The sequence below is a fragment of the Corynebacterium glyciniphilum AJ 3170 genome, assembly GCF_007673095.1.
Lineage (GTDB): Bacteria > Actinomycetota > Actinomycetes > Mycobacteriales > Mycobacteriaceae > Corynebacterium.
Map to the genome: position 1 here is coordinate 1 of NZ_VDYZ01000016.1, position 25,038 is coordinate 25,038.

Below are 25,038 nucleotides of genomic sequence, written 5' to 3' on the forward strand. Positions count from 1 at the left end.
CTTGTCGAACTGGATCTGACCGTCGGCATCGTACAGATTGAGCAGCGCATTGAGCTGGTGGTAATCCAACTGATCGGCCTGCATCGTGGTGGTCATCAGTACTCACTCTCCGGTCCGGACTCTGCGACCGTCCAGTTGAATGACCTGTCCCGGTAGAGCGCCGGTGGCCCGGCGGATCCCGGGATCCAGGTGGCCTGGACGGGACAGATGAACAGAGCACTTCCTGCAACGGGGATGGTCCTGGTCACCCGGGTGAGCAGGCAGCCGTACACACCGTCGACCTGGGGAAGGCCGCCGAGACCGGTCTGCCACTCAACCTGCGCGAACCGGTCCGCGCCGTGTTCAGCGCATGTCCGTGCGGCCTCGACTCCCTCGGTCGACACCGCGTGGACGAGGACCTGCTCCGCGGCGAGAAACTGCGGCAGCACCGACGCACTCTCCCGGAGGGAGAACACGACTGTCGGCGGGTCCGACGACACCGAGGTCAACGACGACACCGTCGTACCGACCGGACTGCCGTCCGGGTCCCTGGTCGTGACGATCCAGACGTCCTGCGGAACGCTCCGGAACAGCGTCCGGAACCCTGCGGCCGTCACCGTCATTCCGAGGACCCCGGGGTCTCGTCGGTGATCACCGTTCCTGCCTTCGCCCCGGATGCCAGGGAGTAGATCGTGTCGAGGTGGATCAGGACGGCACGCTTCGGTTCCTTCATTCCGTTGGCGGCTGCGAACTCGAGGCAGTTGTCCCACGCCGGACCGTCAGTGGCCACCTCGGCACGGCCGAGGAAGCGGTAGCCGTCGAGCGCCTCACGGTCGATCACAGCGACAGCGACCCGCGATCCTGCCTCGATGTTGTCGAGGTGCTGTCCGCCGGTGTTCTCGTTGTAGATCAGGGTGTGGTCGTCGTAGACGCGGAGCGACCGCTTCGGGCCGATGTTCGGGGTTGTCGGGTCACTGACCGTCGCAAGTATCGGCAGCTGGGTTCCGAGCATGCTTTTCATGGGTTCCGTGATCTTTGTCTCGTGGGACATCAGTTCTCCTTCGCTAGTGGGGACAAGGTCACATCGGCGATCCTAGCACGGTGTTCGTCGCGTGGTACATTTAAGTTCATGCCATTGAACTTCGACTCGCGACACGGCCCTCTGCTCGTGTACTTCTCCTCGGTGTCAGAAAACACGCGCCGGTTCATCGGCAAAGTCGGCCTCCCGTCGGCCCGGATCCCCCTGCGTCGTGGCGACCCCCCACTCGCGGTCCGACAACCATTCGTGTTGGTGACCCCGACCTACGGTGGCGGTGCCTCCGGAAGAACCGTCCCTCGCCAGGTGATCCACTTCCTCAACGACCCGGCCAACAGGCAGTGGATCCGTGGCGTCATCACCGCCGGGAACACGAATTTCGGTGCGGCCTACTGCGCTGCGGGGCCGATCATCGCAAGGAAGTGCGAGGTACCCGAGCTCTACCGCTTCGAGCTCCTCGGAACCCGGCGCGACGTGGACACCGTCCACGACGGCCTGCTCCACCACTGGGACCGACTCTGTGCCGGCACCCCTCGTCCACTCCCCGCAGTCAACAAGGAGAATCCATGACCTACATCGACCATTCACAGACTCCCCCGCAGTGGCGGCCGGGCTCAGGAGTGCCCCTCCGCCCGGTGAACTGGAACCGGATCCAGGACTCCAAGGACCTGGAGATCTGGCAGCGTCTGACCAGCAACTTCTGGCTGCCCGAGAAAGTCCCGCTGTCGAATGACCTCAGCAACTGGGCGAGCCTCAGCGACCGGCAACGGACGCTGACGACACGGGTATTCACCGGTCTGACGCTCCTGGACACCGTCCAGGCGACCGTCGGGGAGATCAGCCAGATCCCCGACGCCCGCACCGAACACGAGCAGGCCGTCTACGCCAACATCGCCTTCATGCAGGCGGTCCACGCCCGTAGTTACAGTTCGGTGTTCAGCACCATGTGCAGTTCAGCCGAAATCCAGGACGCCTACACCTGGTCCGTGGGCAATACGGTGCTTCAACGCCGTGCCACCGACGTCATGGCCCACTACCGGTCAGACGATCCGCTGAAACGCAAGGTCGCGGCGACACTGCTGTCGTCCCTGCTTCTCTACGCGGGGTTCTACCTGCCGCTGTGGTTCTCCAGCCGTGGGGTGATGATGAACACGGCGGACATGATCCGGCTCATCCTGCGGGACAAAGCCGTGCACGGCTACTACTCCGGTTACAAGTACCAGCAGGGCCTGGAGGCACATCCTGAGCGCGCCGGAGAAATGGAGGACTTCACCATGGGTTTCACCGCGGATCTCCTCGCCCTGGAGCGCGAGTACTCCGAGGACCTCTATCAGCTCGTCACCGACGAGCCCGGCAACAGACTCAGGTACTCCGGGGTCGACGCCTTCGTCCACTACAACGCAGACAAGGCCCTGATGAACCTCGGATACACCCCGCAGTACGAGAAGGAGTCGGCAGGGGTCGAACCGGAGATCCTCGCCGCACTGTCACCCGAATCGGCCGAAACCCACGACTTCTTCAGCGGTTCAGGGTCCGCCTACGTGATCGGGCGCACCGAGGCCACCGAGGAATCCGACTGGTCGTTCTGACCGCCCTCGCGCTACTTCCCCCAGCTGTCGGCGGATTCCCCGAAACGGTGCTCCAGCTCACGGCGGAACGTCTCCACCGCGGTGATCAGCCGGTTGTCCGAGTCGCCGACATTGTCCCGTTCCAGCCCGATCATCGGGAACCGGATGTCCGTCGGGATCTCGGAGTCGGCCAGACCGTTGCGACGGGCCAGGATGATGACCTCTTCCGCCGCAGCCAGTGCCGATGGTGCCGATGGTGCCGAGGGAGTCCCTGCCGGGTTCTTCACCGCGGCGAATGTCGTCGCATGCGGTTCCTCCCGGTGTGTCGGCTCCTCCTTGTGCGCCGGCTTGCCCTCAGCCACCCGTCCTTCCGCCCACAGGCGGTCCTGCTCGTCGCGGGACACCGGGCGCTCCACCTCCTCGAAGAGGTACGGCGCCCGTGACCGCATCTTCGCCACGAACGCGCCGGCGACGTGCCCGATGTCGAACGCGCCCCGCCGGTTGGCGATCTCGGCGTGGAAGAGCACCTGCAGCAGGATGTCCGAGAGTTCCGTGCACAGCTCCTGCTGGTCGATTCCGGACTCGTCCTCACCGGGGCCCACCTGGTCGATAACCTCGGCCAGTTCCTCGGTCTCCTCCCGCAGGTAGGCCAGCAACGAGTGGTGGGTCTGGGACTGCTCCCACTCGCCCTGCCGCATCGCGCGGGTCATCAAGGCCACGGCGTCCTCGACCTCGTCCATCACCGACGACGGCACCTCGGTGCGCGAGGTCCGACGCAGTCCGGCCACGGCGGCGGTGTGGTCGTCCGTGCCGACGATCTCCCCGTCCACGACGCCGCCGCCCGAGTAGTCCACTGCTGCCGGTTGCTGCCCGGTCGTCGCAGTCAGCGCCGGGTCCGACGCCGCCTCGATCTCCCGGTCCCCGGCCATCTCCATCAGCAGACTCGGCGCCTTGACCAGCGTGTCCCCGCGCTCAAGCCGCTCCATGACGGCTTCATTGGCGAGGTCAGTGGTGACGATCACCTCGGTGTCGTCCACCGTGTGCCCGCCGAGGTCGGCGATGACCCAACGGATCCGTACGGGCACCTCCTCGGTGTAGCAGACGTCATCACCGAGCAGCGGTACCGCCTCCACAGGCAGCATCGCGGGGAACCTGGGATCCAGCAGCACGACTGACATGGGGGTAAGTGTACCGGGTGACCGTCCGGTCTCAGCGGGTAACCGGCTCCGTGTGTCCGGCCACCGCCGTGACGTCACGTCGCGGCACGCCCGCCAGGTCGGTCAACACGTTGGCGCACCACTGGACCAGGTCGAGGTCGCGCAGCGCCACGGCCCGCATGCCGGACCCCTCCTTCGGCACCGGGACCAGCACCGTCTTCGGTGTCGCCCGGTACGTCGCCGCGGGGAACAACCGCTTGAGACGCACCTGACCGGAGTCCGCCAGCGTGATCGGGGAGAAACTGATCTTCGCCCCGGTCTGGATGACCTCGGTGACGTCCAGGTCCCGGCAGACCATCCGCAGGCGTGCGACGACCACGAGCCGCTGCACCTCCTCGGGGATGTCACCGTAACGGTCACGCAGCTCCTCCAGGACCTGCTCCAGTGCCTCGTCGTCGGTGGCTTCGGCGAACTTGCGGTAGGCCTCCAGCCGCAGCCGTTCACTGGCGATGTAGGTCACCGGGATGTGGGCGTCGACCGGCAGGTCGATCCGGATCTCGCGACGTTCCGCCGTGTCCGAGCCGTCGACCGTCTCGCCGTCGGCCATCGCACGGAAGGCCTCGACAGCTTCACCGACGAGCCGGACGTAGAGGTCGAACCCGACCCCGGCGATGTGGCCGGACTGCTCGGCACCCAGGACGTTGCCCGCACCACGCATCTCCAGGTCCTTCATCGCCACCGCCATGCCCGCGCCGAGGTCATTGTTCTGCGCGATCGTGGTCAGCCGGTCGTAGGATGTCTCGGTGAGTGTCTCGCCCTTCGGGTAGAGGAAGTAGGCGTAGGCGCGCTCACGCGAGCGTCCGACCCGACCACGCAGCTGGTGCAGCTGGGACAGACCCATGTGGTGGGCGTTCTCCACGATCAGGGTGTTGGCGTTGGCGATGTCCAGCCCGGTCTCGACGATGGTGGTGCACACCAGCACGTCGAACTCACGGTCCCAGAACCCCTGCACCGTGGTCTCCAGCTGTTCCTCGCTCATCTGCCCGTGGGCGACGACCACCCGCGCCTCCGGGACGAGCTGCCGGATCCGCGAGGCGGTGTCCTCGATGCTCTTGACCTTGTTGTGGACGTAGAAGACCTGCCCGTCGCGCAGCAGTTCCCGGCGGATCGCCGCGGCCACGTGCTTCTCGTCCTGCGAGCCGACGTAGGTCAGCACCGGATGTCGGTCCTGCGGCGGGGTGAGGATCGTCGACATCTCACGGATGCCCGCCATCGACATCTCCAGGGTGCGCGGGATCGGTGTGGCCGACATCGTCAGCACGTCGACGTGGGTACGCAGCGACTTGATGTGTTCCTTGTGCTCCACGCCGAAGCGCTGCTCCTCGTCGACGACGATCAGCCCCAGGTTCTTCCACTGGATACCGGTACCCAGCAACCGGTGGGTGCCGATCACGATGTCGACGGTGCCGTCGGCCATGCCCGCGAAGATCTCCGCGGACTCCTTCGGCGAGGTGAACCGCGACAGTTCCCGGATCTGTGTGGGGAAGTCCTGCATCCGGTCGATGAACGTGCGGTAGTGCTGCTGCGCCAGCAGCGTGGTCGGTACCAGCAGGGCGACCTGCTTGCCGGACTGCACCGCCTTGAACGCCGCACGCACCGCCACCTCGGTCTTGCCGTAGCCGACGTCACCGACGATCACCCGGTCCATCGGCACCGGCTTCTCCATGTCACCCTTCACCGCCTCGATGGCGTTGAACTGGTCCTCGGTCTCGGTGAAGGGGAACGCCTCCTCCATCTGCCGCTGCCACGGCGAGTCCGGGTCGAAGGCGTAACCCGGTGCGGCCTGCCGGGCCGCGTAGAGCTGCACCAGCTCCCCGGCGATCTCCCGGACCGCCCCACGGGCCTTCTTCTTGGTGTTCTTCCAGTCCGACCCGCCCATCTTCGACAGCGACGGCTTCTCACCGCCGACATAGCGGGACAGCAGGTCCAGCTGGTCCATCGGGACGTAGAGCTGGTCACCGGGGCCGCCCCGCTTCGACGGGGCGTACTCCAGCACCAGGTACTCACGTCGGGACGCGTCCGGCCCCTTGCCGATCGTCCGCTCGGTCATCTTCACGAACTTGCCGATGCCGTGCTGGTCATGGACGACGAGGTCGCCCGGGGCCAGTGCCAGCGGGTCCACCCGGTTGCGCTTCTTGGCGGGCTTACGGCGCCCGGTCGCACTGGCCTCCACACGGTTGCCCGTGACGTCGGACTCGGTGATGAACAGCAGTTCACGGGTGTCCAGCCCGGCATGCGCCGCAGCCTGGTAGATGCTGACCGTCCCGGTGGCGGGAAGCTCGTCGGGGGTGCGCTTCGACCGCCGCATCCTGCCCTGCCCGGTGATCCCGTCCAGGTCCACGCCCACGGCCTCCGCGGCGATCCCCGCCTCCCGGAACCGCCGGAGCATCCGGGCAACGATCGTCGGCGACGGTGCGGCGTAGGCCACCCGTCCGCCGTCCTCCACCCGACGACGGATCGTGGACATCAGCTGGCCGATGGCCTCCATCTCGCCGTGCGGTGCCGGTGCGACGTCGAAGTCGAGCAGCAGCGGCTCAGCATCACCGTCGTCCCCCTCATCGCTGTCGTCCCAGTCTGCCACGCCGGTCGGCGACAACGTCCACCACGGCACCCCCAACGCGTCCTGCGTCTTCTGCAGCGACGCCAGGCTCCGGTAGCCCGCCCGGTCCACGTCCCGGTCACCGGAACCGTCGGCGATGGCACTGACGTCCACCGGAGCGGCACCACCCATCGCCGCGACCTCCCAGCCCGCGGCAAGGAACTCCCGACCGGTCGCGATGAGGTCCTCGGCGCGTCGCTGCACGGCGGCCGGTGCGAGCACCACGGTATGGGCGCCGTCGGGCATGAGCTCAGGCAACGTCTGCATCGGCCCGCCGTAGAGCAGCGGGATCAGCGACTCCATGCCCTGCACCGGGGTGTGCTGGCTGATCTTGTCGAACGCCTCCGCCAGCTCCGGGTTCCCCGCGTTCTCCCGCGCCAGCGACTCCGCCCGCCGCGCGACGTCGTCGGTGATCAGGAGTTCCCGGACGGGGTGGACGAAGACCGCCTGCGTGACCGCCTCCGGGATCGTCCGCTGGTCCCCCACCGAGAAGGCGCGGACCTCACTGACCTCGTCACCCCAGAACTCGACGCGCACCGGCATCTCCGCGGTCGCCGGGAAGATGTCGAGGATCCCGCCGCGGGTCGCGAACTCCCCGCGGCGACCGACCACGTCGGAGTGGGTGTAACCGAATTCCACCAGGCGCTTCTGCACCTCGGCGAAGTCGAGTTCCTCGCCTTCCACCAGCCGCACCGGTTCCACGTCCCCCAGGCCGGCCATCACCGGCTGGACCACCGAGCGGGTGGGGGCGACGAGCACCTGCACCTGGCCGTGGGCGAGCCGGTAGAGCGCCTGACGACGCTGCGACACCGTCTCCACACCCGGCGACAGCCGCTCGTGCGGCAACGTCTCCCAGGACGGCACCATCGCCACCGTGTCCCCCAGCATCGCGGTGAGCTGGGCCGTCAGATCCTCCGCCTGGCGCCCCGTCGCGGTCACCAGCAGCACCGGGGCGCGCTGTGCCAGCGCGCCGACGGCGAACGGCCACGCCGCCTCCGGGCCCTGCAGGTGCAGACGCCGGTCGCCGACGTGGGTGACCATGCCCCTCAACTTCGGATCGGAGGCGACAGAACGCAGCACCCCGGACAGCGGAGGTGTCGGGGTTGTGTGGGTGGCACTCATGGGCAACCATCGTAGTCTGACGACCATCAGGTAGAGTGACCGGTTGACCGGGACGCACCGACCCGGCCCTTCCCCCATGGTGTAATCGGCAACACTGCGGTTTTTGGTACCGTCATTCCAGGTTCGAGTCCTGGTGGGGGAGCTTCAGACAGTGGGAGCTTCCGGGGAGTTTTCCCCGAACAGCACGCACCCGGGTGTCGCAATATGCATAATCACACATGAAAATGTTCATATGCGACTGACGCCGAGGTAAGAATGCGCACTCCCCTCCGATCCCGCTCCAGCGGCACCCTCGCCGCCTTCCTGGCTGGTGCCCTGGTCTTCACCGTAACCGCCTGCAGCGACAACAACGGCGACGATGACGACTCCGCCGCTGGCTCCTCGCACGAGCAGCAGGAAAACCATCCTGCACCGGACTTCTCGCTCAGCTACGACATCCCGGAACGCTGGGATCCTGAATCTGTCGCCTTGGTCCTGGAGTCCTCGATGATCGGCGGAGGTGTCGACTCCAGCGGAGCCGTCGTCGGAGATGCCCTGTATGTTGGCGAAGGTCTCAACCAGATCAAGCGGTCGACGGGAGACGGGACCACACTTCTGGACGTCACACCGCTGAAGCAGAATGCCGCCCAGCAGGACTACAGGATCGACTCTTTCTCCGGGGAGGGCACGGACTACGTCGCTCTGTGGCGAAAGGGCGTCCCGGAGTCCAACGACTCCCGGCGGCTCGGAGACGAAACGTCGTCCGATGCTGAGGTCTTCCTCGCCGTCTGGGACGCTGACGGCTCATCTGTGTTCGACGGACCCCTCGATGGCGTCGACGAGATCGCCAGGATCCACGCCGGCCTGGTCGAGTACCGGGGAGACACGCTGGACCCATTGACCGGAGAGCTTGTCCACGACAGTGACAACGGCGACGGGGACTCTCCGACGGTCGTCGGGTACGGTGCTTCCGCCTCAGAGCCACTCATGAAGACCCTAGTGCCCAGCACGGACAACATCGGTTCGATGATGGGGATGAAAGACTCACTGTACGAGACCGACTCATGGACCCAGGACGACTTGCTGAACTCCGCAGACTCTGGAAGGGCCGAGTTCAACACTCTCATCGGGGACTACGCCGTCTTCTCGATCTCGGAGGGCCCGTCCTCCCCCGCCGAAACCATCGCTGTCGACATCTCCGACGGCGACATCGTCGCCCGGACGGAGGACGACTGCTCGGCAGGCTTCATCGCCGACGACGACAAGCGGCTCTCCGTCTCCACGGACGGCAGTACAGTCTCGTATGCCCAGTACCTCATCGACGCGGACAACGGCATTCTGTCGTGCCAGCAGTCGCGTCGCGGTGACTTCACACCCCGCATCGCGCTCGACGACGGCACCGTCTACGGCTACGGCGAGCAAGGCAGCGGCGACAACGCCACCCAGGTCGCGGCCTCCATGCAGGTCGGTGACGAGGAAGCGCTCATGGAACAGGGCATGTTGCCGATCCACGTCGACGATCAGGGGCGCGGCTGGTTCGCGGACTCGGTCAACCACAACAACGGCACCGACACCGTCGTCGCGGTCGTGGAACCCGCTGAGGGCGGTTCCCGGTCCTGAGCGTCCGCGGCGTTAGACTGTCGGTCATTCGCGTGATCCACGTCCGCAGCCGACCGCCAATGTGTAAGGACACCGCCCATCGTGACTGAACAGAACAAGCCGGTCGCCGTCGTCGTACTCGCCGCCGGTGCCGGGACCCGCATGAAATCCGCCACGCAGAAGACCCTGCACTCCATCGGGGGTCGGACCCTGCTGGCGCACAGTCTGCACGCTGCGGACACCGTCTCCCCCGAGCGCATCGTCGCCGTCGTCGGTCACGGCCGCGACCAGGTCGGCCCCGCCGCCGAGACGATCGCCGGGGAGCTCAGCGCCCCGGTTGACCTCGCCGTGCAGGAGGAGCAGCTCGGTACCGGCCACGCCGTCCAGTGCGCCATGCCCGCACTGGAGGGGTTCGAGGGCACCGTCATCGTGACGAACGCCGACGTCCCGCTGCTGACCGGCGACACCCTCGGCCACCTGCACGCAGCACACACCGAAGTGCCGACGGCCGTGACGGTGCTGACCACCGACCTGGCGGACCCCTACGGTTACGGCCGCATCATCCGCAACGACGAGAACGAGGTCACGGCCATCGTCGAGGAGAAGGACGCAACGGAGACCGAACGTGAGGTCACCGAGATCAACTCCGGTGTCTTCGCCTTCGACGCCGCGATCCTGCGCGATGCGCTCACCCGCCTGCGCACGGACAACTCCCAGGGCGAGCTCTACCTCACCGACGTCCTCGGCATCGCCCGGCACGACGGCCACCCGGTACGCGCCTACCGCTCCGAGGACTACCGTGAGCTCGCCGGCGTCAACGACCGGGTCCAGCTCGCCGCCGCCGGCAAGGAACTCAACCGGCGCACGGTCGAGGCCGCGATGCGGGGCGGCGCCACCGTCGTCGATCCCGCCACCACCTGGATCGACGTCGAGGTCACCGTCGGTGCCGACGTCACCGTGCTGCCCGGCACCCAGCTCAAGGGCCGCACCTCGATCGCCGCCGGTGCCACGGTCGGCCCGGATTCCACGCTGCAGGACGTGACGGTCGGCGAGGGAGCGTCGGTCGTGCGCACCCACGCACTCAACGCCGTCATCGGTGCGCACGCCGAGGTCGGCCCCTTCACCTACCTGCGCCCCGGCACCGTGCTGGGCGAGGAGGGCAAGCTCGGTGGTTTCGTCGAGGCCAAGAACGCCACCATCGGCCGTGGCTCGAAGGTCCCCCACCTGACCTACGTCGGCGACGCCACGATCGGCGAATACTCCAACATCGGCGCGTCCAGCGTCTTCGTCAACTACGACGGTGTGAACAAGCACCACACCACCGTCGGCTCCCATGTCCGGACCGGTTCCGACACGATGTTCATCGCGCCTGTCACCGTCGGGGACGGTGCCTACTCGGGTGCGGGGACCGTGATCAAGGACGACGTCCCGGCCGGGGCATTGGCCGTGTCCGGCGGCCAGCAGCGCAACATCGAGGGCTGGGTCCAGCGCAAGCGGCCCGGAAGCTCCGCCGCTGAAGCGGCTGAGGCGGCCCAGGCTGCTGAGACACCTGAGACGCCTGAGGAATCCTGACCCCGGCGGGGTTAGCCGGATTGGTTCGCGCGAAGCCCCCGTCTTAGACTCACAGCAGCGATAAGCTCATGCCCCACAACCTCCCCAAGTCGGAAAGGTCGTAGAATCCGTGTCCCACTGGATCGACAACCAGAAGAACCTGATGCTCTTCTCCGGTCGTGCCCACCCAGAGCTCGGCGAGGCCGTCGCCCGTGAGCTGGGGATCGCCCTGACCCCCACCACGGCGCACGACTTCGCCAACGGCGAGATCTTCGTCCGGTTCGAGGAGTCGGTCCGCGGCTCGGACGCCTTCGTCCTGCAGTCCCACCCCCAGCCGCTGAACAAGTGGGTGATGGAACAGCTGATCATGATCGACGCGCTCAAGCGCGGATCCGCCAAGCGCATCACCGCGATCCTGCCGTTCTATCCCTACGCCCGCCAGGACAAGAAGCACCGCGGCCGCGAGCCGATCTCCGCCCGGCTGATCGCCGACCTGCTCAAGACGGCCGGCGCCGACCGCATCGTCTCGGTCGACCTGCACACCGACCAGATCCAGGGTTACTTCGACGGCCCGGTCGACCACATGCACGCGATGCCGATCCTCACCGACTACATCATCGACAAGTACGGCAAGGACAACCTCTGCGTGGTCTCCCCCGACGCCGGTCGCGTGAAGGTCGCCGAGAAGTGGTCGAACGTGCTCGGCGGCGCTCCGCTGGCGTTCGTCCACAAGACCCGCGACATCGACGTGGCCAACAGCGTCACCGCCAACCGTGTCGTCGGTGACGTCGAAGGCTGCACCTGCGTCCTGCTCGACGACATGATCGACACCGGTGGAACGATCGCCGGCGCGGTGAAGGTCCTGCGTGAGGCCGGTGCCGGCGACGTCATCATCGCCACCACCCACGGTGTGTTCTCCGACCCGGCCCGGGAGCGCCTCGACAACTGCGGCGCCCGCGAGGTCATCACCACCGACACGCTCCCGCAGAGCACCGAAGGCTGGGACAACCTCACCGTCCTGCCGATCGCCCCGCTGGTCGCCAAGACCATCCACGAGATCTTCGAGAACGGTTCGGTCACAACCCTCTTCGAGTGATACACTCTTGACCGTCTCGGCGAGGGCTGGTTCATACCGGCCGTTATCGGCGCGCATACGTTCCACGGTGTTCTTTCACCACGGGACGGTCACCGCACCATGAGCCGCAGCAGAGTCTGCGGCTTTTTTCGTGAGACCGATCAGTTCCGACATCTAGGAGATCACCATGGCAACGAACATCACCCGCATCAGCGGCCTGCCGCGCACCGAGTTCGGCAAGGGCGCTTCCCGCCGTCTGCGACGCGACTGGCGCATCCCGGCCGTCCTCTACGGATCCTTCCACGAGCCGATCCACGTCAGCTTCGAGCTGCTCGAGTTCCAGGGCATCGTCCGTAACCACGGCGCCAACGCCATCCTCGAGGTCGAGATCGACGGCGAGGACAACCTCTGCATGATCAAGGCCGTCGACCAGAACGTCCTGACCCTGGACATCGACCACGCCGACCTGCTCTCCGTCAAGCGCGGCGAGACCGTCGAGGTCGACGTCCCCGTCGTCGCCGAGGGCGAGGCCGCCCCGGGCACCCAGGTCGTGCAGGACGCCGACACCGTCACCATCGAGGCCGACGTGCTGTCCATCCCCGAGGAGATCGCCTTCTCCATCGAGGGCAAGCTGATCGGTGACCAGATCACCGCCGGCGACCTGAAGATGCCGGGCAACACCTCCCTGGTGTCCGACGCCGACACCCTGATCGTCAACATCATCGAGCCCGAGGTCGCCGCGGAGCCCGAGGAGACCGACGAGGCCACCGGTGACGCCGAGGCCGAGGCTCCCTCCGAGGAGTCCGCGGAGTAGTTTTACGCCGCACCCCGGTGTGGGAGACTGGATCAGTGAACAGCACTGACCGGTCTCCCTTCCTCGTTGTCGGCCTCGGGAACCCCGGGGCACAGTACGACGGCACCCGCCACAACGTCGGTGCCATGGTCCTCGAAGAACTCGCCGGACACTGCGGTGGCCCGACGGGCCCGGCAACCTTCAGCACGAACCGCAAACTCAACGCCCGGGTCGCTGAGACCCGGATCGGCGACCGGCGCGCGGTCCTCGCCGTCCCCCGCAGTTACATGAACCAGTCGGGTGGGCCGGTGAAGGCGCTCGCCTCCTACTACCGGGTACCTGTCGACTCCGTCCTCGTCGTCCACGACGAACTGGACCTCGACCCGGGCACGGTGAAGATGAAGTCCGGCGGAGGACTGAACTCGCACAACGGCCTCCGCGATATCGCGAAATCCCTGGGGACCCGGGACTTCCCGCGGGTACAGGTCGGCATCGGACGCCCACCCGGACGCATGGCACCGGCGTCCTACGTCCTCAAGCCCTTCTCGAAGAGTGAACGCGCGGAGCTGCCGATCACTCTCGCGGACGCCGCGGACCTGATCCTCGACCTGGCCGCCGGTCGGTAGACTCAGCGGTATGAGCCTGCTCTCCCGCCTGACGGCCCTCGTCCGACGTCGCCCCGCCTCTCCCGGAGCGGATGCCCTGGCGCCCGCCCAGTGGCTGGTCATCGGGTTGGGAAATCCCGGTGCGAGGTATGCCGGGACCCGGCACAACGTCGGCTATCTCGTCGCCGACCGGCTGCTCGACAGGTCGGACGCCGACGAGCTGCTCGGCATCCCGGGGACGAAAGCCCAGGTCGCCCGGGTGGAGATCGACGGTCACGGCGTGCTGCTGGTGCGCTCGACGACGTACATGAACCTGTCCGGCGAGGCGGTCGCCCCGCTCGCCACCAGCTACGGGGTCAGCCCGGACCATGTCATCGTCGTCCACGATGAACTCGACCTGCCCGCCGGGAAGGTCAAGGTGAAGCTCGGTGGCAACGAGAACGGTCACAACGGGCTGAAGTCGGTCACCGCGGAACTGGGTACCCGGGACTACGTGCGCATCCGCGTCGGCATCGGACGTCCTCCCGCGGGTACCGGCGTGACCGACCATGTCCTCGCCCCGCTGGACGACGACACCGACTGGGACGCCACTTCCGACACCGCCGCCGACGCCGTCGACATCACCGTCACCCGTGGGCTCTCGGCGGCGCAGAACGAGATACACTCCCGGGCGTGAGGAACGCGAAGAAGAAGACCGCCCGCCTGCCGTCCCCTGTCGCCGGGACGTACGAGGGGGATTACGGCATCCTCGAGCTCGAGCCGGATCCCCACGTCACCGACGGGTGGCTGATCAGCGTCAACGGTGTCCCGAGCAGCCATGTCGTCCTCGGAGACCCGCGTCAGCTCGTCTTCGAGTACATGCAGTGGATCGCCAGCGGCCTACGCGCGCACGTCAACGGGCATCTGGACCCGGCCAGCCTGCGGGTCACGCATCTCGGCGGCGGCGCCTGCACGCTGGCCCGCTATGTGGCGGACGTCTACCCGGACTCGCGCAACACCGTCGTCGAACTCGACGGTGAGCTCGCCCGGCTCGCCCGCGAGTGGTTCGACATCCCCCGCTCCCCGCGGGTCAAGATCCGGGTCGACGACGCCCGTGACGTCGCAGAATCATTCGCCCCCGCCAGCCGCGACGTGATCATCCGCGACGCCTTCGCCGGCGCGGTCACCCCGACGAACCTCACCACGGTGGAGTTCTTCCGGGACTGCGGACGCGGGCTCGCTCCCGGCGGTGTGTACATCGCCAACTGCGGCGACCACTCCGACCTGCGCGGCGCGAAGGCGGAGCTCGCAGGCATGGCCGAGGTGTGGGAACACCTGGCCGTCATCGCGGATCCGTCGATGCTCAAGGGGCGCCGGTACGGCAATATCATCCTGCTCGCGTCGGATGTCCCCCTGCTGGCCTCCGGATCGACCGCCCACGCCACAGTGACCCGTGAGCTTCTCGGTGGCGCGGTACCGGCGCAGCACAAGGACGACGCCTGGGTGCGGCGGTTCTTCTCCGGTGCGAAGCCGCGGTGGGAAGGGTAGCTGCACCACCTTTTTCGCTCATGCGTTCGAATGATGTTTGCTTCTGGCGTTTTCGTGTCCGTCTTGTGCGATACAGTGTTCGTATACACAAGGAGGGGACCATGACCAGCACCTACACCACCGAACCCACCACCGGCCAGAGCTACACCTCTCTGGCCACCACCTACTCCGTCCAGATCAACACCGCCGAGCTCGAACTCGTCGCTTTCCTTGTCAGCATCCCGGAGGACAGTCGCCTGTCCACCGCCCAGGCCGTCCGACGCAGGACCACCCGCGAGGCCTACCGTTACGCCCATGCCGCCGACATCGCCGAGCGCATGCCGACCTTGTTCAGCCACTTCCGGGACGACGGTCGTTACTCCGTCGACCATCTCGACGCGATCTGGAGCCGCATCAACCGGCACGCCGCGGCACTCCAGGCCGCCGGGGCAGAGGTGCCGCAGTGTCTCGACGCCGCCGTCGCCCTCGGCATCGCCGACTGGATCGCCACCACCGGCATCACCGCGTTGACTGCACTGGCGGATGTCGCCGACGAGGTGCTGTGCACCGTGGCTCCCCTGATCGTGGAGGCGACCGAACAGGAGGAAGCTGCGGCGGTGTCCCTGACACGTCGCGGGAGCCGCTTCACCCTGGACTGCGGCAGCGAGTTCGTCGCTGATGCACTGTGGTCGTCGATCAGTACTGCCGCGCTGGAGGTGCGCCGGGAGGTCCTTACTGACCAGGCCGACCAGACCCCAGAGACCGCACCGCCGTCGCCTCCGTCGATGTCCCGGTGCCGGGGTGAGGTCGCTCTCGGTGTGCTCGGCGGCCGGCGTGATCAGCTCAACGTCACGGTGAACACCTACCGCATGCGTGACGACGCCGCGTCCTACATCCTCGGTTCCGGGTGGGTGTCCCCTGCCACGGGCGCGGAACTGACAGCCATCGCCCGGCACATCCGCCAGCTCCCGCCGCTCGAGCAGGTTCCGGACACCGATGCCTACCGGTTCACGACCCTGCAGCGGGTCCAGATTGAGGGACGTGACGGGCACTGCCGGTTCCCCGGCTGCGAGATCCCCGCCGACGACTGTGAGCATGACCATCTGGTCAACTCCCCGCACACCGACCCCGACAGCAACGGGCCGACGAGTGTGACCAACGGGATCTGTCTGTGCCGGACCCACCACGTACTCAAGACCGCCGGGGTGTGGGAACCCAGCACCCCGGATGATGCGGTCACGCTGCGCTGGGACGGCCCCGGCGGCAGCAGGGTCACCACGGTCGCCGCCGGCCCACTGTCCCCGGCGAGACAACCCGATTGACCACTGTTCACCACAGCACCAGTGCAGTACCATCCGAGGCTATGCCCCTCATCGAGCTGCATGGCGTCCGAAAAACCTACCGATCCTCCTCCGGGGAGGTCCGGGCCCTCGACGGCCTCGACCTCGCGGTCGAGGAAGGCACCGTCCGAGGGCTCCTCGGACCTAACGGTGCGGGAAAAACCACCACCGTCAAAGTACTGACCACACTCATCCGACCCACCTCCGGCACCGCCACCGTGGCGGGGCTCGACGTGGTGAAGCAGTCTGCCCGCATCCGGGAGATCATCGGCGCATCCGGGCAGTACGCCACCATCGACGAAGACCTCTCCGCCCGGGAGAACCTCATGCTCATCGGGCGTCTGTTCCACCTCGGCGACCGGACATCGAAGAAGCGGGCAGACGAACTCCTCGAACTCTTCAACCTCACCGATGCCGCCGACCGCCCGGTCAAAGGCTTCTCGGGCGGTATGCGCCGCCGTGCCGACCTGGCGTCCTCACTGGTCAACAACCCGAGGATCCTCTTCCTGGACGAACCGACGACCGGCCTCGACCCGGCGGCCCGCCTCAGCCTCTGGGACGTGATCCGGGAACGTGTCGCCGCCGGCACCACACTCCTGCTGACCACGCAGTACCTGGAAGAGGCCGACCAACTCGCCGACGAGATCAGCGTGATCGACAACGGCACGGTCATCGCCGAAGGCACCGCCGACGTACTCAAGACACAGGTGGGCGGCCAACGGGTCACCGTCACCCTGGCCGACCCGACCGACGTGGAGGCCGCGGCACAGCTTCTGCAACCGCTCGCCCTTGGCCAGGAGAGCGTCAGCCGCCAGGAACGCACCCTCACGCTCGCCGTCGACGACGGCCCCGCCGCCCTCGAACGCGCCGTCCACGACATCCGGTCCCACAACATCGTCGTCCACGACATCGGCCTGGCCCGCCCCACCCTCGACGACGTCTTCCTCTCCCTCACCGGGGACGACACCCGGAAGGACGTGTCATGACCACCCTCAGCAACTGGTTCACCGATGTCCGGGCAGTGACCCTGCGCAACCTCATCCACTTCCGCCGTACACCGGACGTGCTGATGTGGGGCATGGTCCAACCCATCATGTTCGTCCTTCTGTTCAGCCAGGTCTTCGGTGGCGCCATCCAGGTGCCAGGACAGGACTACACCGACTTCCTCATGGCCGGCATCTTCGTGCAGACCGTGGTCTTCGGATCCACCTTCTCCGGCATGTTCATGTCCGAGGACCGGAAGAAAGGCCTGATCGACCGGTTCAAGACCCTGCCGATGGCACCGTCCGCCGTCCTCGTCGCCAGGACGCTGGCAGACCTCGTCCTCAATACACTCACGCTGATCGTGATGGTGCTGTCCGGAGTCGCCGTCGGATGGCGGTTCGAGGACGGGGTCGGACGCTTCCTCGCCGGGATGGGCCTGCTCCTGCTGTTCTCCTGGGCGTTCTCCTGGGTCATGGTGCTGCTCGGCCAGGTCGTCCGCAGCCCTGAGGTGATGAACTCCGCCACGTTCATGGTCCTGTTCCCGCTGACGTTCCTGTCGAACGCCTTCGTCCCGTCCGAGACGATGCCGACCGCCCTGCGCGTTTTCGCCGAGTGGAATCCGGTGTCCGCGCTGGTCCAGGCCACCCGCGAACTCTTCGGCAACACCGGCGACGCACCGCCCCCGGACATCTGGACGATGCAGAACCCCGTGCTCGCGGTCTTCGCCGCGGCGATCCTGCTCGTCCTGATCTTCGCTCCCCTGTCGGTGATGAAGTTCCGGCGGGCGGAGTAGCGGTCACTTCAGCAACCGGGACATCCCCCGGTCGGCGAGGACCTGTCCACCGGTCTGGCAGGTCGGGCAGTACTGGAACGACGAATCGCTGAACACCACCTGCCGCACGGTGTCGCCGCAGACCGGGCAGGGCTCCCCGGCGCGGCCGTGTACCTGCATGCCGTCCTTCTTCGCCTGTTTGATGTCCGCGGCGTCGAGCCCCGACAGACGACCGACCTCCGAGGTGAGCGTCTCGACGACCGCATCGTACAGCGGTCGTCGCAGTTCAGGAGACATCGCGGCAGAGGTGAACGGCGACGTGCGCGCGCGGTGCAGGATCTCGTCCGAGTACGCGTTTCCGATCCCCACAATGAGTGTCTGGTCGCGGAGGACGCCTTTGATCCGGGCGCGCCCAGCCTCATCCAACACTCCGCAGAACGCCTCGAACGTGAAGTCCGGGGCCACCGGATCGACGCCGAGTGCCGCGACCCCGGTCACCTCGGCAGGATCGTTCACGAGATAGAGCGCGAGTTTCTTCTTCGTCCCCGCTTCCGTGACGTCCAGGCACCCGTCCCCCAGCATCAGCCGGACGGCGAGCGGCCCCTTGCCGGGTTTCGGCCGGGTCGCCGGGACAGAATCACGCCACGTGACCCACCCCGCTCTCGCCAGGTGCATGATCAGGTGGACGTCGTCCATCTGCAGGTCGAGGAATTTTCCGTGGCGACGGACGTCGGTGACCGTCTTACCCACGACTGAGGACGGCGCCACGGCCACCGTCTTGAGCGCGGAGAACGCCGTCAGGTCGACGCGGTCGACCACGCGTCCCGCGATCCTGCGCCGCAGGTCGGACGCGAGTGCCTCGACGTCAGGTGACTCCGGCACAGGGCACCCGTCAGTTCAGCGCGTTGGCGGTCGCGGGGCCTTCGGCCTGGCCCGCGGTGTACGGGATACGACCGCCTGCGATCAGCATCTCGACCTGCCGGTCCGAGAGGCGGTGCCGCAGCGCCACGTCGCGACCACCGATCGTCGCGGTGACCTGGTTTCCCTCTCGGAGCGCGTCACGCAGCCCGGTGACCACGAACTCGTCGTCCTGGGAGATCGCGTCGTGGTCGGAGGGGTCGACGAACTCCAGCGGCAGGATCCCGAAGTTCGCCAGGTTCTGCCAGTGGATCCGCGCGAAGGACTTCGCCACCACGGCCTGCAGCCCCAGATACCGCGGCGCGATCACCGCGTGCTCGCGGGACGAACCCTGACCGTAGTTCTCACCGGCGACCACGATGTGCCCACCGTCGGTCGCGTTGGCGCGCTCGAAGTAGGTGTCGTCGACCCGGGAGAAGCTGAACTCCGAGATCTTCGGGATGTTGCTGCGGTACGGCAGCACCCGCGACCCGGCGGGCATGATCTCGTCGGTGGACACGTCGTCGCCCATGACCAGCAGCGTGGGTGCCGTCAGGTCGTCGTCCAGCGGTGCGAACTCCGGGAGGGAAGAGATATTCGGCCCCTTGACCAGCTCGACCTTCGACGCCTCCTCCGGTTCCAGCGGGGCCAGCAGCATGTCGTCGACGGAACTGAAGCGTTCGGGCATCTTCGGCACGGGGCAGCTCATGTCGTACATCGACTCCAGCTCGCGCGGGTCGGTGATCTTCCCGGTCAGAGCAGCAGCGGCCGCGGTCTCCGGCGAGCACAGCCAGACGGCGTCCTCCTCCGTCCCGGAACGGCCGGGGAAGTTCCGTGGCATGGTGCGCAGGGAGTTCCGTCCGCTGGCGGGCGCCTGCCCCATGCCGATGCATCCCATGCAGCCGGACTGGTGGATCCGGGCGCCCGACTTCACCAGCGACGTCAGCCATCCTCCGGAAATCAGGTCGGCCAGCACCTCACGGGACGTCGGGTTGATGTCCACGGACACCCTCTGTGCCGTCTGCCTCCCGGCCAGGATCTCCGCGACCACGGCGAAGTCACGGACGCCCGGGTTCGCGGACGACCCCACGACCACCTGGGAGACCTCCTCGTCCTCCTCCGCCACCTCGCGGACCGGAACGACGTTGCCGGGTGAGGACGGCCGGGCGATCAGCGGCTCCAGGTCGCCGAGCTCGATGTGTTCGGTGACGTCATACTCCGCACCGTCGTCGGCGACGAGACGGGTGAAGTCGTCGGGACGTCCGACGGCGGCGAGGTAGTCACGCGCCGCGTCGTCCGCGGGGAAGACGCTCGCGGTGGCGCCGAGTTCGGCACCCATGTTCGCGATCACGTGACGGTCCATCGCCGTGAGATTGTCCAGCCCCGGGCCGTGGTACTCGATGATCCGTCCGACGCCGCCCTTCACCCCGTGGCGGCGCAGCATCTCGAGCACGACGTCCTTCGCCGACACCCACGGGGGAAGTTCGCCGGTGAGCTCGACGCCCCAGACCTCCGGCATGGACACGTAGAGCGGCTGACCCGCCATGGCCATGGCGACCTCGAGGCCGCCGACGCCGATGGCCAGCATCCCCAGGGCACCGGCGGCGCAGGTGTGGGAGTCCGACCCGATCATCGTGGCACCGGGCCGTCCGAAATGAGCCTGGTGGACAGGGTGCGACACCCCGTTTCCCGCCTTCGAGAACCACAGGCCGAACCGCTGGGCCGCGGACTGAAGAAACACGTGGTCATCGGGGTTCTTCTCGTCGGTCTGCAGTAGGTTGTGGTCGACGTACTGGACGGAAAGCTCCGTCTGGATCCGGTCCAGCCCCATCGACTCGAGTTCCAGCATCACCATGGTGCCGGTGGCGTCCTGGGTGAGCGTCTGATCGACGGTCAGGCCGATCTCACTCCCCGGGGCCAGATCGGCCATGTCACCGTCGACCAGGTGGTCGGCGATGAGTTTCTGTGCGACATTCCTCTTCTCGTGCTGTGCAGTCTGCATACGGCACACCTCCTTCATCGCGTGCCCCCAACGCTACGCCAGAGTGGAACATGTTTCAGATCGTGAACAAGTACGTCGTCCCCCTTTTCCGGAGCGCCTGCAACGCAGGTAAGGTGTCCAGACGTGTCAGACACCGCAGCAGCCTCCCCCGCCAGCACCTCCACCGTCGCCTCCGAAGCTCACCGCCGGCGCACCTTCGCCGTCATCGCCCACCCGGACGCCGGTAAGTCCACGCTGACCGAGGCGCTGGCGCTGCATGCCCGTGTCATCAACGAGGCCGGCGCCGTCCACGGCAAGGCCGGCCGCAAGTCCACCGTCTCCGACTGGATGGACATGGAGAAGGACCGCGGCATCTCCGTGGCGTCCTCCGCGCTGCAGTTCGAGTACGCCCCGGAAGGCCACACCGGCGAGCCGTACATGATCAACCTGGTCGACACCCCCGGCCACGCCGACTTCTCCGAGGACACCTACCGTGTGCTCACCGCCGTCGACGCCGCCGTGATGCTCGTGGACGGTGCCAAGGGCCTGGAGCCGCAGACCCTGAAGCTCTTCCGGGTGTGCAAGGCCCGCGGGTTGCCGATCATCACCGTGGTCAACAAGTGGGACCGTCCGGGTAAGGAACCCCTCGAGCTGGTGGACGAGATCGTCACGGAGATCGGCCTGCAGCCGACGCCGCTGTTCTGGCCGGTCGGCCCTGCCGGTGACTTTCGCGGGCTGGCCCGTCTCGACCGCGACGGTGAGGTGCAGGAGTACATCCACTTCCTGCGCACCGCCGGTGGATCCACCATCGCCCCCGAGGAGCACTACTCCCCCGCCGACGCATCAGCGAAGGAGGACGACGCCTGGGACACCGCGGCCGAGGAGGCCGAACTGCTCGCCGCCGACGGCGCCGTACACGACCAGGAGCTCTTCCTGGAGTGCACGACCTCCCCGTTGATCTTCGCCTCCGCGATGCTGAACTTCGGCGTCCACCAGATCCTGGACACCCTCTGCGCCCTGGCCCCGCAACCGGGGCCCCGGGAGTCCGACCCGGCCGTGGTCGAGGCCGCGGCATCCTCGGCAGGTGCGGCGATCGACACGGTCCGCGACGTCACCGACGCCTTCGCCGGTGTGGTCTTCAAGGTGCAGGCCGGCATGGACACCAACCACCGTGACAAGCTCGCCTTCATGCGCGTCGTCTCCGGCGAGTTCACCCGGGGCATGCAGGTCAGCCACGCGCAGTCGGGGCGCTCCTTCTCCACGAAGTACGCCCTCACCGTCTTCGGCCGCGACCGCAACACGGTCGAGGCCGCCTACCCCGGCGACATCGTCGGACTGGTCAACGCCGGCACCCTCGCCCCCGGCGACACGATCTACGCCGGACGGAAGGTCCAGTTCCGGCCCATGCCGCAGTTCGCTCCGGAGAACTTCCGCACGCTGCGGGCGAAGACGCTGGGCAAGTACAAGCAGTTCCGCAAGGCCCTGGACCAGCTCGACTCCGAGGGCGTGGTGCAGATCCTCAAGAACGACGCCCGTGGCGACGCCAGCCCGGTGATGGCGGCCGTCGGCCCCATGCAGTTCGAGGTCATGCAGGCCCGGATGATGGCCGAGTACAACGTGGAGACCGTCACCGAACCCGTGCCCTACTCCGTGGCCCGACGTACCGACGCGGCCAGTGCCCCCGAACTCGGCCGCCAGCGCGGCGTGGAGATCTTCACCCGCTCCGACGGGGCGCTCATCGCGCTGTTCGGCGACAAGTGGAAGCTCGCCTTCGTGGAGAAGGAGCACCCGGAGCTCACGATGGAACCCCTGGTGGCAGACTAGGCGGACATTCCCCTGATTTTGACCGGGAAATGAGGTAGTGTCCGGCAGGACGTCTTCAGTGAAAGGTAGCTCCTCCCCGTGTCATCCCGGATCCTCCGAACAGCGTGTGCCGCTGTCGTCGCCAGTACCCTCGCAGCCCTCGCCGCCCCCGCCGCTGTTGCCGGTACGGCGGCGCCCGACCCGTTGGACTGGGGCCCCTGTCCCACCGGATCATTCGCCGACCCCGCCGCCGAGTGCGCCGACATCGAGGTCCCCGAGGACTACGCGAACCCGGACGCGGGGAGCATCACGCTCACGATGAGCCGGATCGCGGCCACCGGTGAGCGTAAGGGCGTCATCGCCGGGAACCCGGGCGGCCCCGGCGGCGACGCACTCGCCATGTTCGCCGGCAGTGACGGAGCAGACGCCGAAGGCCGGATCGTCCTGCCCGCCGACGTCCGGGAGAGCTATGACCTCCTCGCCGTCGAACCCCGTGGACTGGCCTGGGGGACGCCGCTGGACTGCTCGACGCCGGCCGGACCGGCCGCCCCCGCCGGCGACCTGCTCGCCGGATGCGAGTCGAACAATCCGGGGTACGCCGCGACCATCACCACCGACAACACCGCCCGCGACCTCGACGAGGCGCGCCAGGCGCTGGGCGAGGAGACACTGAACCTCTACGGCGTCTCCTACGGAGGCCCGCTGATGGCGACCTACGCCACGCTCTTCCCGGGGCACACCGGCCGGGTACTGCTCGACTCGTCGGCGTCCCCCGACCAGCGGTGGTTCGGCCTCGGCCAGGCCCGGAAGCAGGCCCGTGTGGACGGTCTCGACGCCATGTTCTCCTGGCTCGCCGAACGCGACGACGAGTACCACCTGGGCACCACACCCCTGCAGGTCTACCAGCGGTGGGCCGAGGTCGTCGCCGGCCCCTACGGCGTCCAGCTGCCGACCACCCCGCCCGCATCGACGGACGCGGACGCGCCATTGCCCGGCGAGCTGGCGACCCGCGTCGTCGACGCCGTCGTCTACGCCCAGTGGCGGGCCGGAACCCTCTCCGACACCACACGGATGCTCCTCGGCGACGAGAGTGCACTGGTCGGTGTGACCGCCGGACAGTCCGGCCTCATGGAGGGCCTGTACAGCGAGAAGTTGTGGCCGGTCATCGGGGAACAGCTCAGCAACCCCGGCGCCGAGCAGGCTGAACAACCGCAGCAGCCACAGCTGTCCGAGGAGGAGGCCGCCGCCCTGGAACTGATGCAGACCCAGATGGCCTACGTCGACCGGGCGATCATCTGCAACGAGAACACCTCGGCACCGGACCCCTCACTCGTGGTACCGACCCTGGTCACGCAGTACACCGGCGGCGACCTGATCCGGTACAACGAGGACCTGATCGGCTCCGGCCTGTACTGCGACGGCTGGTCCGCGACCACCGTGCCGACCGATCCTTCCGGCGCGGAGCTGGAGCACGCACCGCTGAACATCGGCTACTCCCACGACACCGCGGTCACCGCGGAGGGCGCCACCGACATGCACCGCGCGATGGGCGGGGACCTGCTGACCCTCGACGGTTACTCCCACGGCGTCCTGCTGGAGGATCCGCAGGCGTTCGAGGACGAGATCAGCGCGTACTTCGCCTGAGCAGCTCCACCAGCCCGCGGGTCAGCGCGCCGGTCCAGCCGGCCATCTCGTGACCGTGGGTGCCGATGTCGAGGCTGGCCGGCACTCCCGCTCCGCGCAGTGCGTCCGCCACTGCCATCGCGTGCTCGGGCATGCTCCTCCCCTCACCACGCCCGGCGCTGAGGTGTACCCGCACGCCGGACGGTGCGCCGGACTCCCTGATCTCGGCCGCGACATCGCCGAACCAGAATGACCCCGAGGTCGCCACGGCGAGCCGGACGGCGTCGGGTCGCCGCAGCACCAGGTCCACCGCGGACAGTCCGCCGAGGCTCTCTCCGGCGATGACCGTGCGCGCTGGCGGGACGTCGACATGACCGCGTACCCACGGCAGCACCCGGTCGGCGATGAGGGTACGGTAGTCCTCCGAACGGGACAGCAGGGCGACGCGGTCATCGCGGGTGTCCACCGCCACGACCGCGAGTCGCGGGAGTCGTCCGGACGTGTGCAACCGATCCAGAGCTGCCGGGAGGGGGGTCTGCGACCATGCGGCCCCGTCGCTGATGACCAGCAGATGGTCTGCCCCGCGGAATCCGCTGGTCCACAACCGTCGCCCGTCCAGTTCCGTCTCGTCCCAGGTGACGGGGTCGTCCTCGGCCCACCCGGGCTGTTCCGGGGCGCCCGGCATGATCAGCCGTCCGGAAGCGCCACTGCCGCGCATCGGCGTCCGCCAGGCGGGATGGTCCAGGACGTGCGGAACAACGGAGTCCATGAGGCCCAGCCACCGCGACCGGGAGTCAGTGGTGGCGTCGAACCGTGCCGCCGCGGCCACGTCCAGCGGGACCACCCGGTAGGACGAGACGAGGTCGTCCGGCACGGGGAGCGTGGACGTCCACCCCTCCCCGTCCGGCGTCATACGGTGCAGATCCGGGGTGTGGTGGTCGTGCATCCCGTCGATGTGGAGGAACACGCGCTCGGCGCGGCCAGGGTAGCTGAAGGTCAGGTCCACGGC

21 protein-coding genes and 1 tRNA gene are annotated in these 25,038 nt (G+C 67.5%); 15 read left to right on the forward strand and 7 right to left on the reverse strand.

The genetic code is table 11. The features are described 5' to 3' along the window. Nucleotides 1–95: 95 nt before the first annotated feature. Nucleotides 96–602: a flavin reductase family protein gene (locus FS507_RS14055; protein WP_145943418.1), complete on the reverse strand. Its 507-nt coding sequence runs from the start codon at nucleotides 600–602 to the stop codon at nucleotides 96–98. Next, entirely contained in the window at nucleotides 599–1,030 is a 432-nt protein-coding gene (locus FS507_RS14060) for a pyridoxamine 5'-phosphate oxidase family protein (RefSeq protein ID WP_145943419.1), read from the reverse strand. Before FS507_RS14060 ends, FS507_RS14055 begins: the two co-directional genes overlap by 4 nt. A 78-nt stretch (nucleotides 1,031–1,108) precedes the next feature. On the opposite strand from FS507_RS14060, the gene nrdI reads away from it, so the two are divergent. Together nrdI and nrdF are read left to right on the forward strand one after the other, a co-directional pair. Next, nucleotides 1,109–1,585: a class Ib ribonucleoside-diphosphate reductase assembly flavoprotein NrdI gene (gene nrdI, locus FS507_RS14065; protein WP_145943420.1), complete on the forward strand. Its 477-nt coding sequence runs from the start codon at nucleotides 1,109–1,111 to the stop codon at nucleotides 1,583–1,585. Next, nucleotides 1,582–2,604 (forward strand): class 1b ribonucleoside-diphosphate reductase subunit beta, encoded by a 1,023-nt coding sequence (gene nrdF / locus FS507_RS14070; protein WP_145943421.1) that lies wholly within the window; start codon nucleotides 1,582–1,584, stop codon nucleotides 2,602–2,604. The genes nrdI and nrdF overlap by 4 nt, the downstream gene beginning before the upstream one ends. 11 nt (nucleotides 2,605–2,615) lie before the next feature. Here the strand turns inward: nrdF and FS507_RS14075 are convergent, their stop codons facing one another. Together FS507_RS14075 and mfd are read right to left on the reverse strand one after the other, a co-directional pair. Then, on the reverse strand, nucleotides 2,616–3,761 hold the full coding sequence (locus FS507_RS14075; protein WP_145943422.1) for a MazG nucleotide pyrophosphohydrolase domain-containing protein: 1,146 nt from the start codon (nucleotides 3,759–3,761) through the stop codon (nucleotides 2,616–2,618). Nucleotides 3,762–3,792: 31 nt separating this feature from the next. Beyond that, nucleotides 3,793–7,521, reverse strand: coding sequence for a transcription-repair coupling factor (mfd, locus tag FS507_RS14080; protein WP_186314694.1), 3,729 nt, complete (start codon nucleotides 7,519–7,521; stop codon nucleotides 3,793–3,795). A 70-nt stretch (nucleotides 7,522–7,591) separates the two neighbouring features. On the opposite strand from mfd, the gene FS507_RS14085 reads away from it, so the two are divergent. From FS507_RS14085 to FS507_RS14135, 11 genes are all read left to right on the forward strand, one after another. Further along, nucleotides 7,592–7,663: transfer RNA gene (locus FS507_RS14085), tRNA-Gln, on the forward strand. A gap of 113 nt (nucleotides 7,664–7,776) precedes the next feature. Then, a complete protein-coding gene (locus tag FS507_RS14090; protein ID WP_145943423.1) occupies nucleotides 7,777–9,120 on the forward strand; it encodes a hypothetical protein in 1,344 nt (447 codons plus the stop codon). Nucleotides 9,121–9,201: 81 nt separating this feature from the next. Continuing rightward, nucleotides 9,202–10,671: a bifunctional UDP-N-acetylglucosamine diphosphorylase/glucosamine-1-phosphate N-acetyltransferase GlmU gene (glmU, locus tag FS507_RS14095; RefSeq protein WP_145943424.1), complete on the forward strand. Its 1,470-nt coding sequence runs from the start codon at nucleotides 9,202–9,204 to the stop codon at nucleotides 10,669–10,671. 109 nt (nucleotides 10,672–10,780) lie between these two features. Next, nucleotides 10,781–11,746 carry a ribose-phosphate diphosphokinase gene (locus FS507_RS14100; RefSeq protein WP_038546968.1) on the forward strand — a complete coding sequence of 322 codons (966 nt, stop codon included), beginning with the start codon at nucleotides 10,781–10,783 and terminating at the stop codon, nucleotides 11,744–11,746. Nucleotides 11,747–11,912: 166 nt separating this feature from the next. Further along, complete coding sequence (locus FS507_RS14105) at nucleotides 11,913–12,539, forward strand: 50S ribosomal protein L25/general stress protein Ctc (protein WP_145943425.1); 627 nt, start codon at nucleotides 11,913–11,915, stop codon at nucleotides 12,537–12,539. Between the two features lie 35 nt (nucleotides 12,540–12,574). Continuing rightward, nucleotides 12,575–13,144, forward strand: a complete 570-nt coding sequence (gene pth / locus FS507_RS14110; protein ID WP_145943426.1) for an aminoacyl-tRNA hydrolase — start codon at nucleotides 12,575–12,577, stop codon at nucleotides 13,142–13,144. Between the two features lie 10 nt (nucleotides 13,145–13,154). After that, entirely contained in the window at nucleotides 13,155–13,799 is a 645-nt protein-coding gene (gene pth / locus FS507_RS14115) for an aminoacyl-tRNA hydrolase (RefSeq protein WP_145943427.1), read from the forward strand. Then, on the forward strand, nucleotides 13,796–14,650 hold the full coding sequence (locus FS507_RS14120; protein WP_145943428.1) for a spermidine synthase: 855 nt from the start codon (nucleotides 13,796–13,798) through the stop codon (nucleotides 14,648–14,650). The genes pth (FS507_RS14115) and FS507_RS14120 overlap by 4 nt, the downstream gene beginning before the upstream one ends. A gap of 101 nt (nucleotides 14,651–14,751) precedes the next feature. Next, on the forward strand, nucleotides 14,752–15,951 hold the full coding sequence (locus tag FS507_RS14125) for an HNH endonuclease signature motif containing protein (RefSeq protein ID WP_145943429.1): 1,200 nt from the start codon (nucleotides 14,752–14,754) through the stop codon (nucleotides 15,949–15,951). A 41-nt stretch (nucleotides 15,952–15,992) separates the two neighbouring features. Further along, entirely contained in the window at nucleotides 15,993–16,955 is a 963-nt protein-coding gene (locus tag FS507_RS14130; RefSeq protein WP_145943430.1) for an ATP-binding cassette domain-containing protein, read from the forward strand. Continuing rightward, a complete protein-coding gene (locus FS507_RS14135; protein ID WP_145943431.1) occupies nucleotides 16,952–17,746 on the forward strand; it encodes an ABC transporter permease in 795 nt (264 codons plus the stop codon). Before FS507_RS14130 ends, FS507_RS14135 begins: the two co-directional genes overlap by 4 nt. A gap of 3 nt (nucleotides 17,747–17,749) precedes the next feature. Here the strand turns inward: FS507_RS14135 and FS507_RS14140 are convergent, their stop codons facing one another. Both FS507_RS14140 and FS507_RS14145 read right to left on the reverse strand, forming a co-directional pair. Continuing rightward, nucleotides 17,750–18,607, reverse strand: a complete 858-nt coding sequence (locus FS507_RS14140; RefSeq protein ID WP_145943432.1) for a DNA-formamidopyrimidine glycosylase family protein — start codon at nucleotides 18,605–18,607, stop codon at nucleotides 17,750–17,752. A gap of 10 nt (nucleotides 18,608–18,617) precedes the next feature. Then, nucleotides 18,618–20,624 carry an aconitate hydratase gene (locus tag FS507_RS14145; protein ID WP_145943433.1) on the reverse strand — a complete coding sequence of 669 codons (2,007 nt, stop codon included), beginning with the start codon at nucleotides 20,622–20,624 and terminating at the stop codon, nucleotides 18,618–18,620. A 123-nt stretch (nucleotides 20,625–20,747) separates the two neighbouring features. On the opposite strand from FS507_RS14145, the gene FS507_RS14150 reads away from it, so the two are divergent. Together FS507_RS14150 and FS507_RS14155 are read left to right on the forward strand one after the other, a co-directional pair. Next, nucleotides 20,748–22,427 (forward strand): peptide chain release factor 3, encoded by a 1,680-nt coding sequence (locus FS507_RS14150; RefSeq protein WP_145943434.1) that lies wholly within the window; start codon nucleotides 20,748–20,750, stop codon nucleotides 22,425–22,427. A 78-nt stretch (nucleotides 22,428–22,505) separates the two neighbouring features. After that, entirely contained in the window at nucleotides 22,506–24,050 is a 1,545-nt protein-coding gene (locus FS507_RS14155) for an alpha/beta fold hydrolase (protein ID WP_145943435.1), read from the forward strand. Here the strand turns inward: FS507_RS14155 and FS507_RS14160 are convergent. Next, nucleotides 24,031–25,035 carry an alpha/beta hydrolase-fold protein gene (locus FS507_RS14160; protein ID WP_260853503.1) on the reverse strand — a complete coding sequence of 335 codons (1,005 nt, stop codon included), beginning with the start codon at nucleotides 25,033–25,035 and terminating at the stop codon, nucleotides 24,031–24,033. The genes FS507_RS14155 and FS507_RS14160 overlap by 20 nt on opposite strands. Nucleotides 25,036–25,038 lie beyond the last annotated feature (3 nt).

What these genes read in the sequence shown, in the direction of transcription:
- FS507_RS14055 (WP_145943418.1), bottom strand. Translation starts at nt 602, where the DNA reads ATGACGGTGACGGCCGCAGGGTTCCGGACGCTGTTCCGGAGCGTTCCG.
- FS507_RS14060 (WP_145943419.1), bottom strand. Translation starts at nt 1,030, where the DNA reads ATGTCCCACGAGACAAAGATCACGGAACCCATGAAAAGCATGCTCGGA.
- nrdI (WP_145943420.1), top strand. Translation starts at nt 1,109, where the DNA reads ATGCCATTGAACTTCGACTCGCGACACGGCCCTCTGCTCGTGTACTTC.
- nrdF (WP_145943421.1), top strand. Translation starts at nt 1,582, where the DNA reads ATGACCTACATCGACCATTCACAGACTCCCCCGCAGTGGCGGCCGGGC.
- FS507_RS14075 (WP_145943422.1), bottom strand. Translation starts at nt 3,761, where the DNA reads ATGTCAGTCGTGCTGCTGGATCCCAGGTTCCCCGCGATGCTGCCTGTG.
- mfd (WP_186314694.1), bottom strand. Translation starts at nt 7,521, where the DNA reads ATGAGTGCCACCCACACAACCCCGACACCTCCGCTGTCCGGGGTGCTG.
- FS507_RS14090 (WP_145943423.1), top strand. Translation starts at nt 7,777, where the DNA reads ATGCGCACTCCCCTCCGATCCCGCTCCAGCGGCACCCTCGCCGCCTTC.
- FS507_RS14105 (WP_145943425.1), top strand. Translation starts at nt 11,913, where the DNA reads ATGGCAACGAACATCACCCGCATCAGCGGCCTGCCGCGCACCGAGTTC.
- pth (WP_145943427.1), top strand. Translation starts at nt 13,155, where the DNA reads ATGAGCCTGCTCTCCCGCCTGACGGCCCTCGTCCGACGTCGCCCCGCC.
- FS507_RS14125 (WP_145943429.1), top strand. Translation starts at nt 14,752, where the DNA reads ATGACCAGCACCTACACCACCGAACCCACCACCGGCCAGAGCTACACC.
- FS507_RS14130 (WP_145943430.1), top strand. Translation starts at nt 15,993, where the DNA reads ATGCCCCTCATCGAGCTGCATGGCGTCCGAAAAACCTACCGATCCTCC.
- FS507_RS14135 (WP_145943431.1), top strand. Translation starts at nt 16,952, where the DNA reads ATGACCACCCTCAGCAACTGGTTCACCGATGTCCGGGCAGTGACCCTG.
- FS507_RS14145 (WP_145943433.1), bottom strand. Translation starts at nt 20,624, where the DNA reads ATGCAGACTGCACAGCACGAGAAGAGGAATGTCGCACAGAAACTCATC.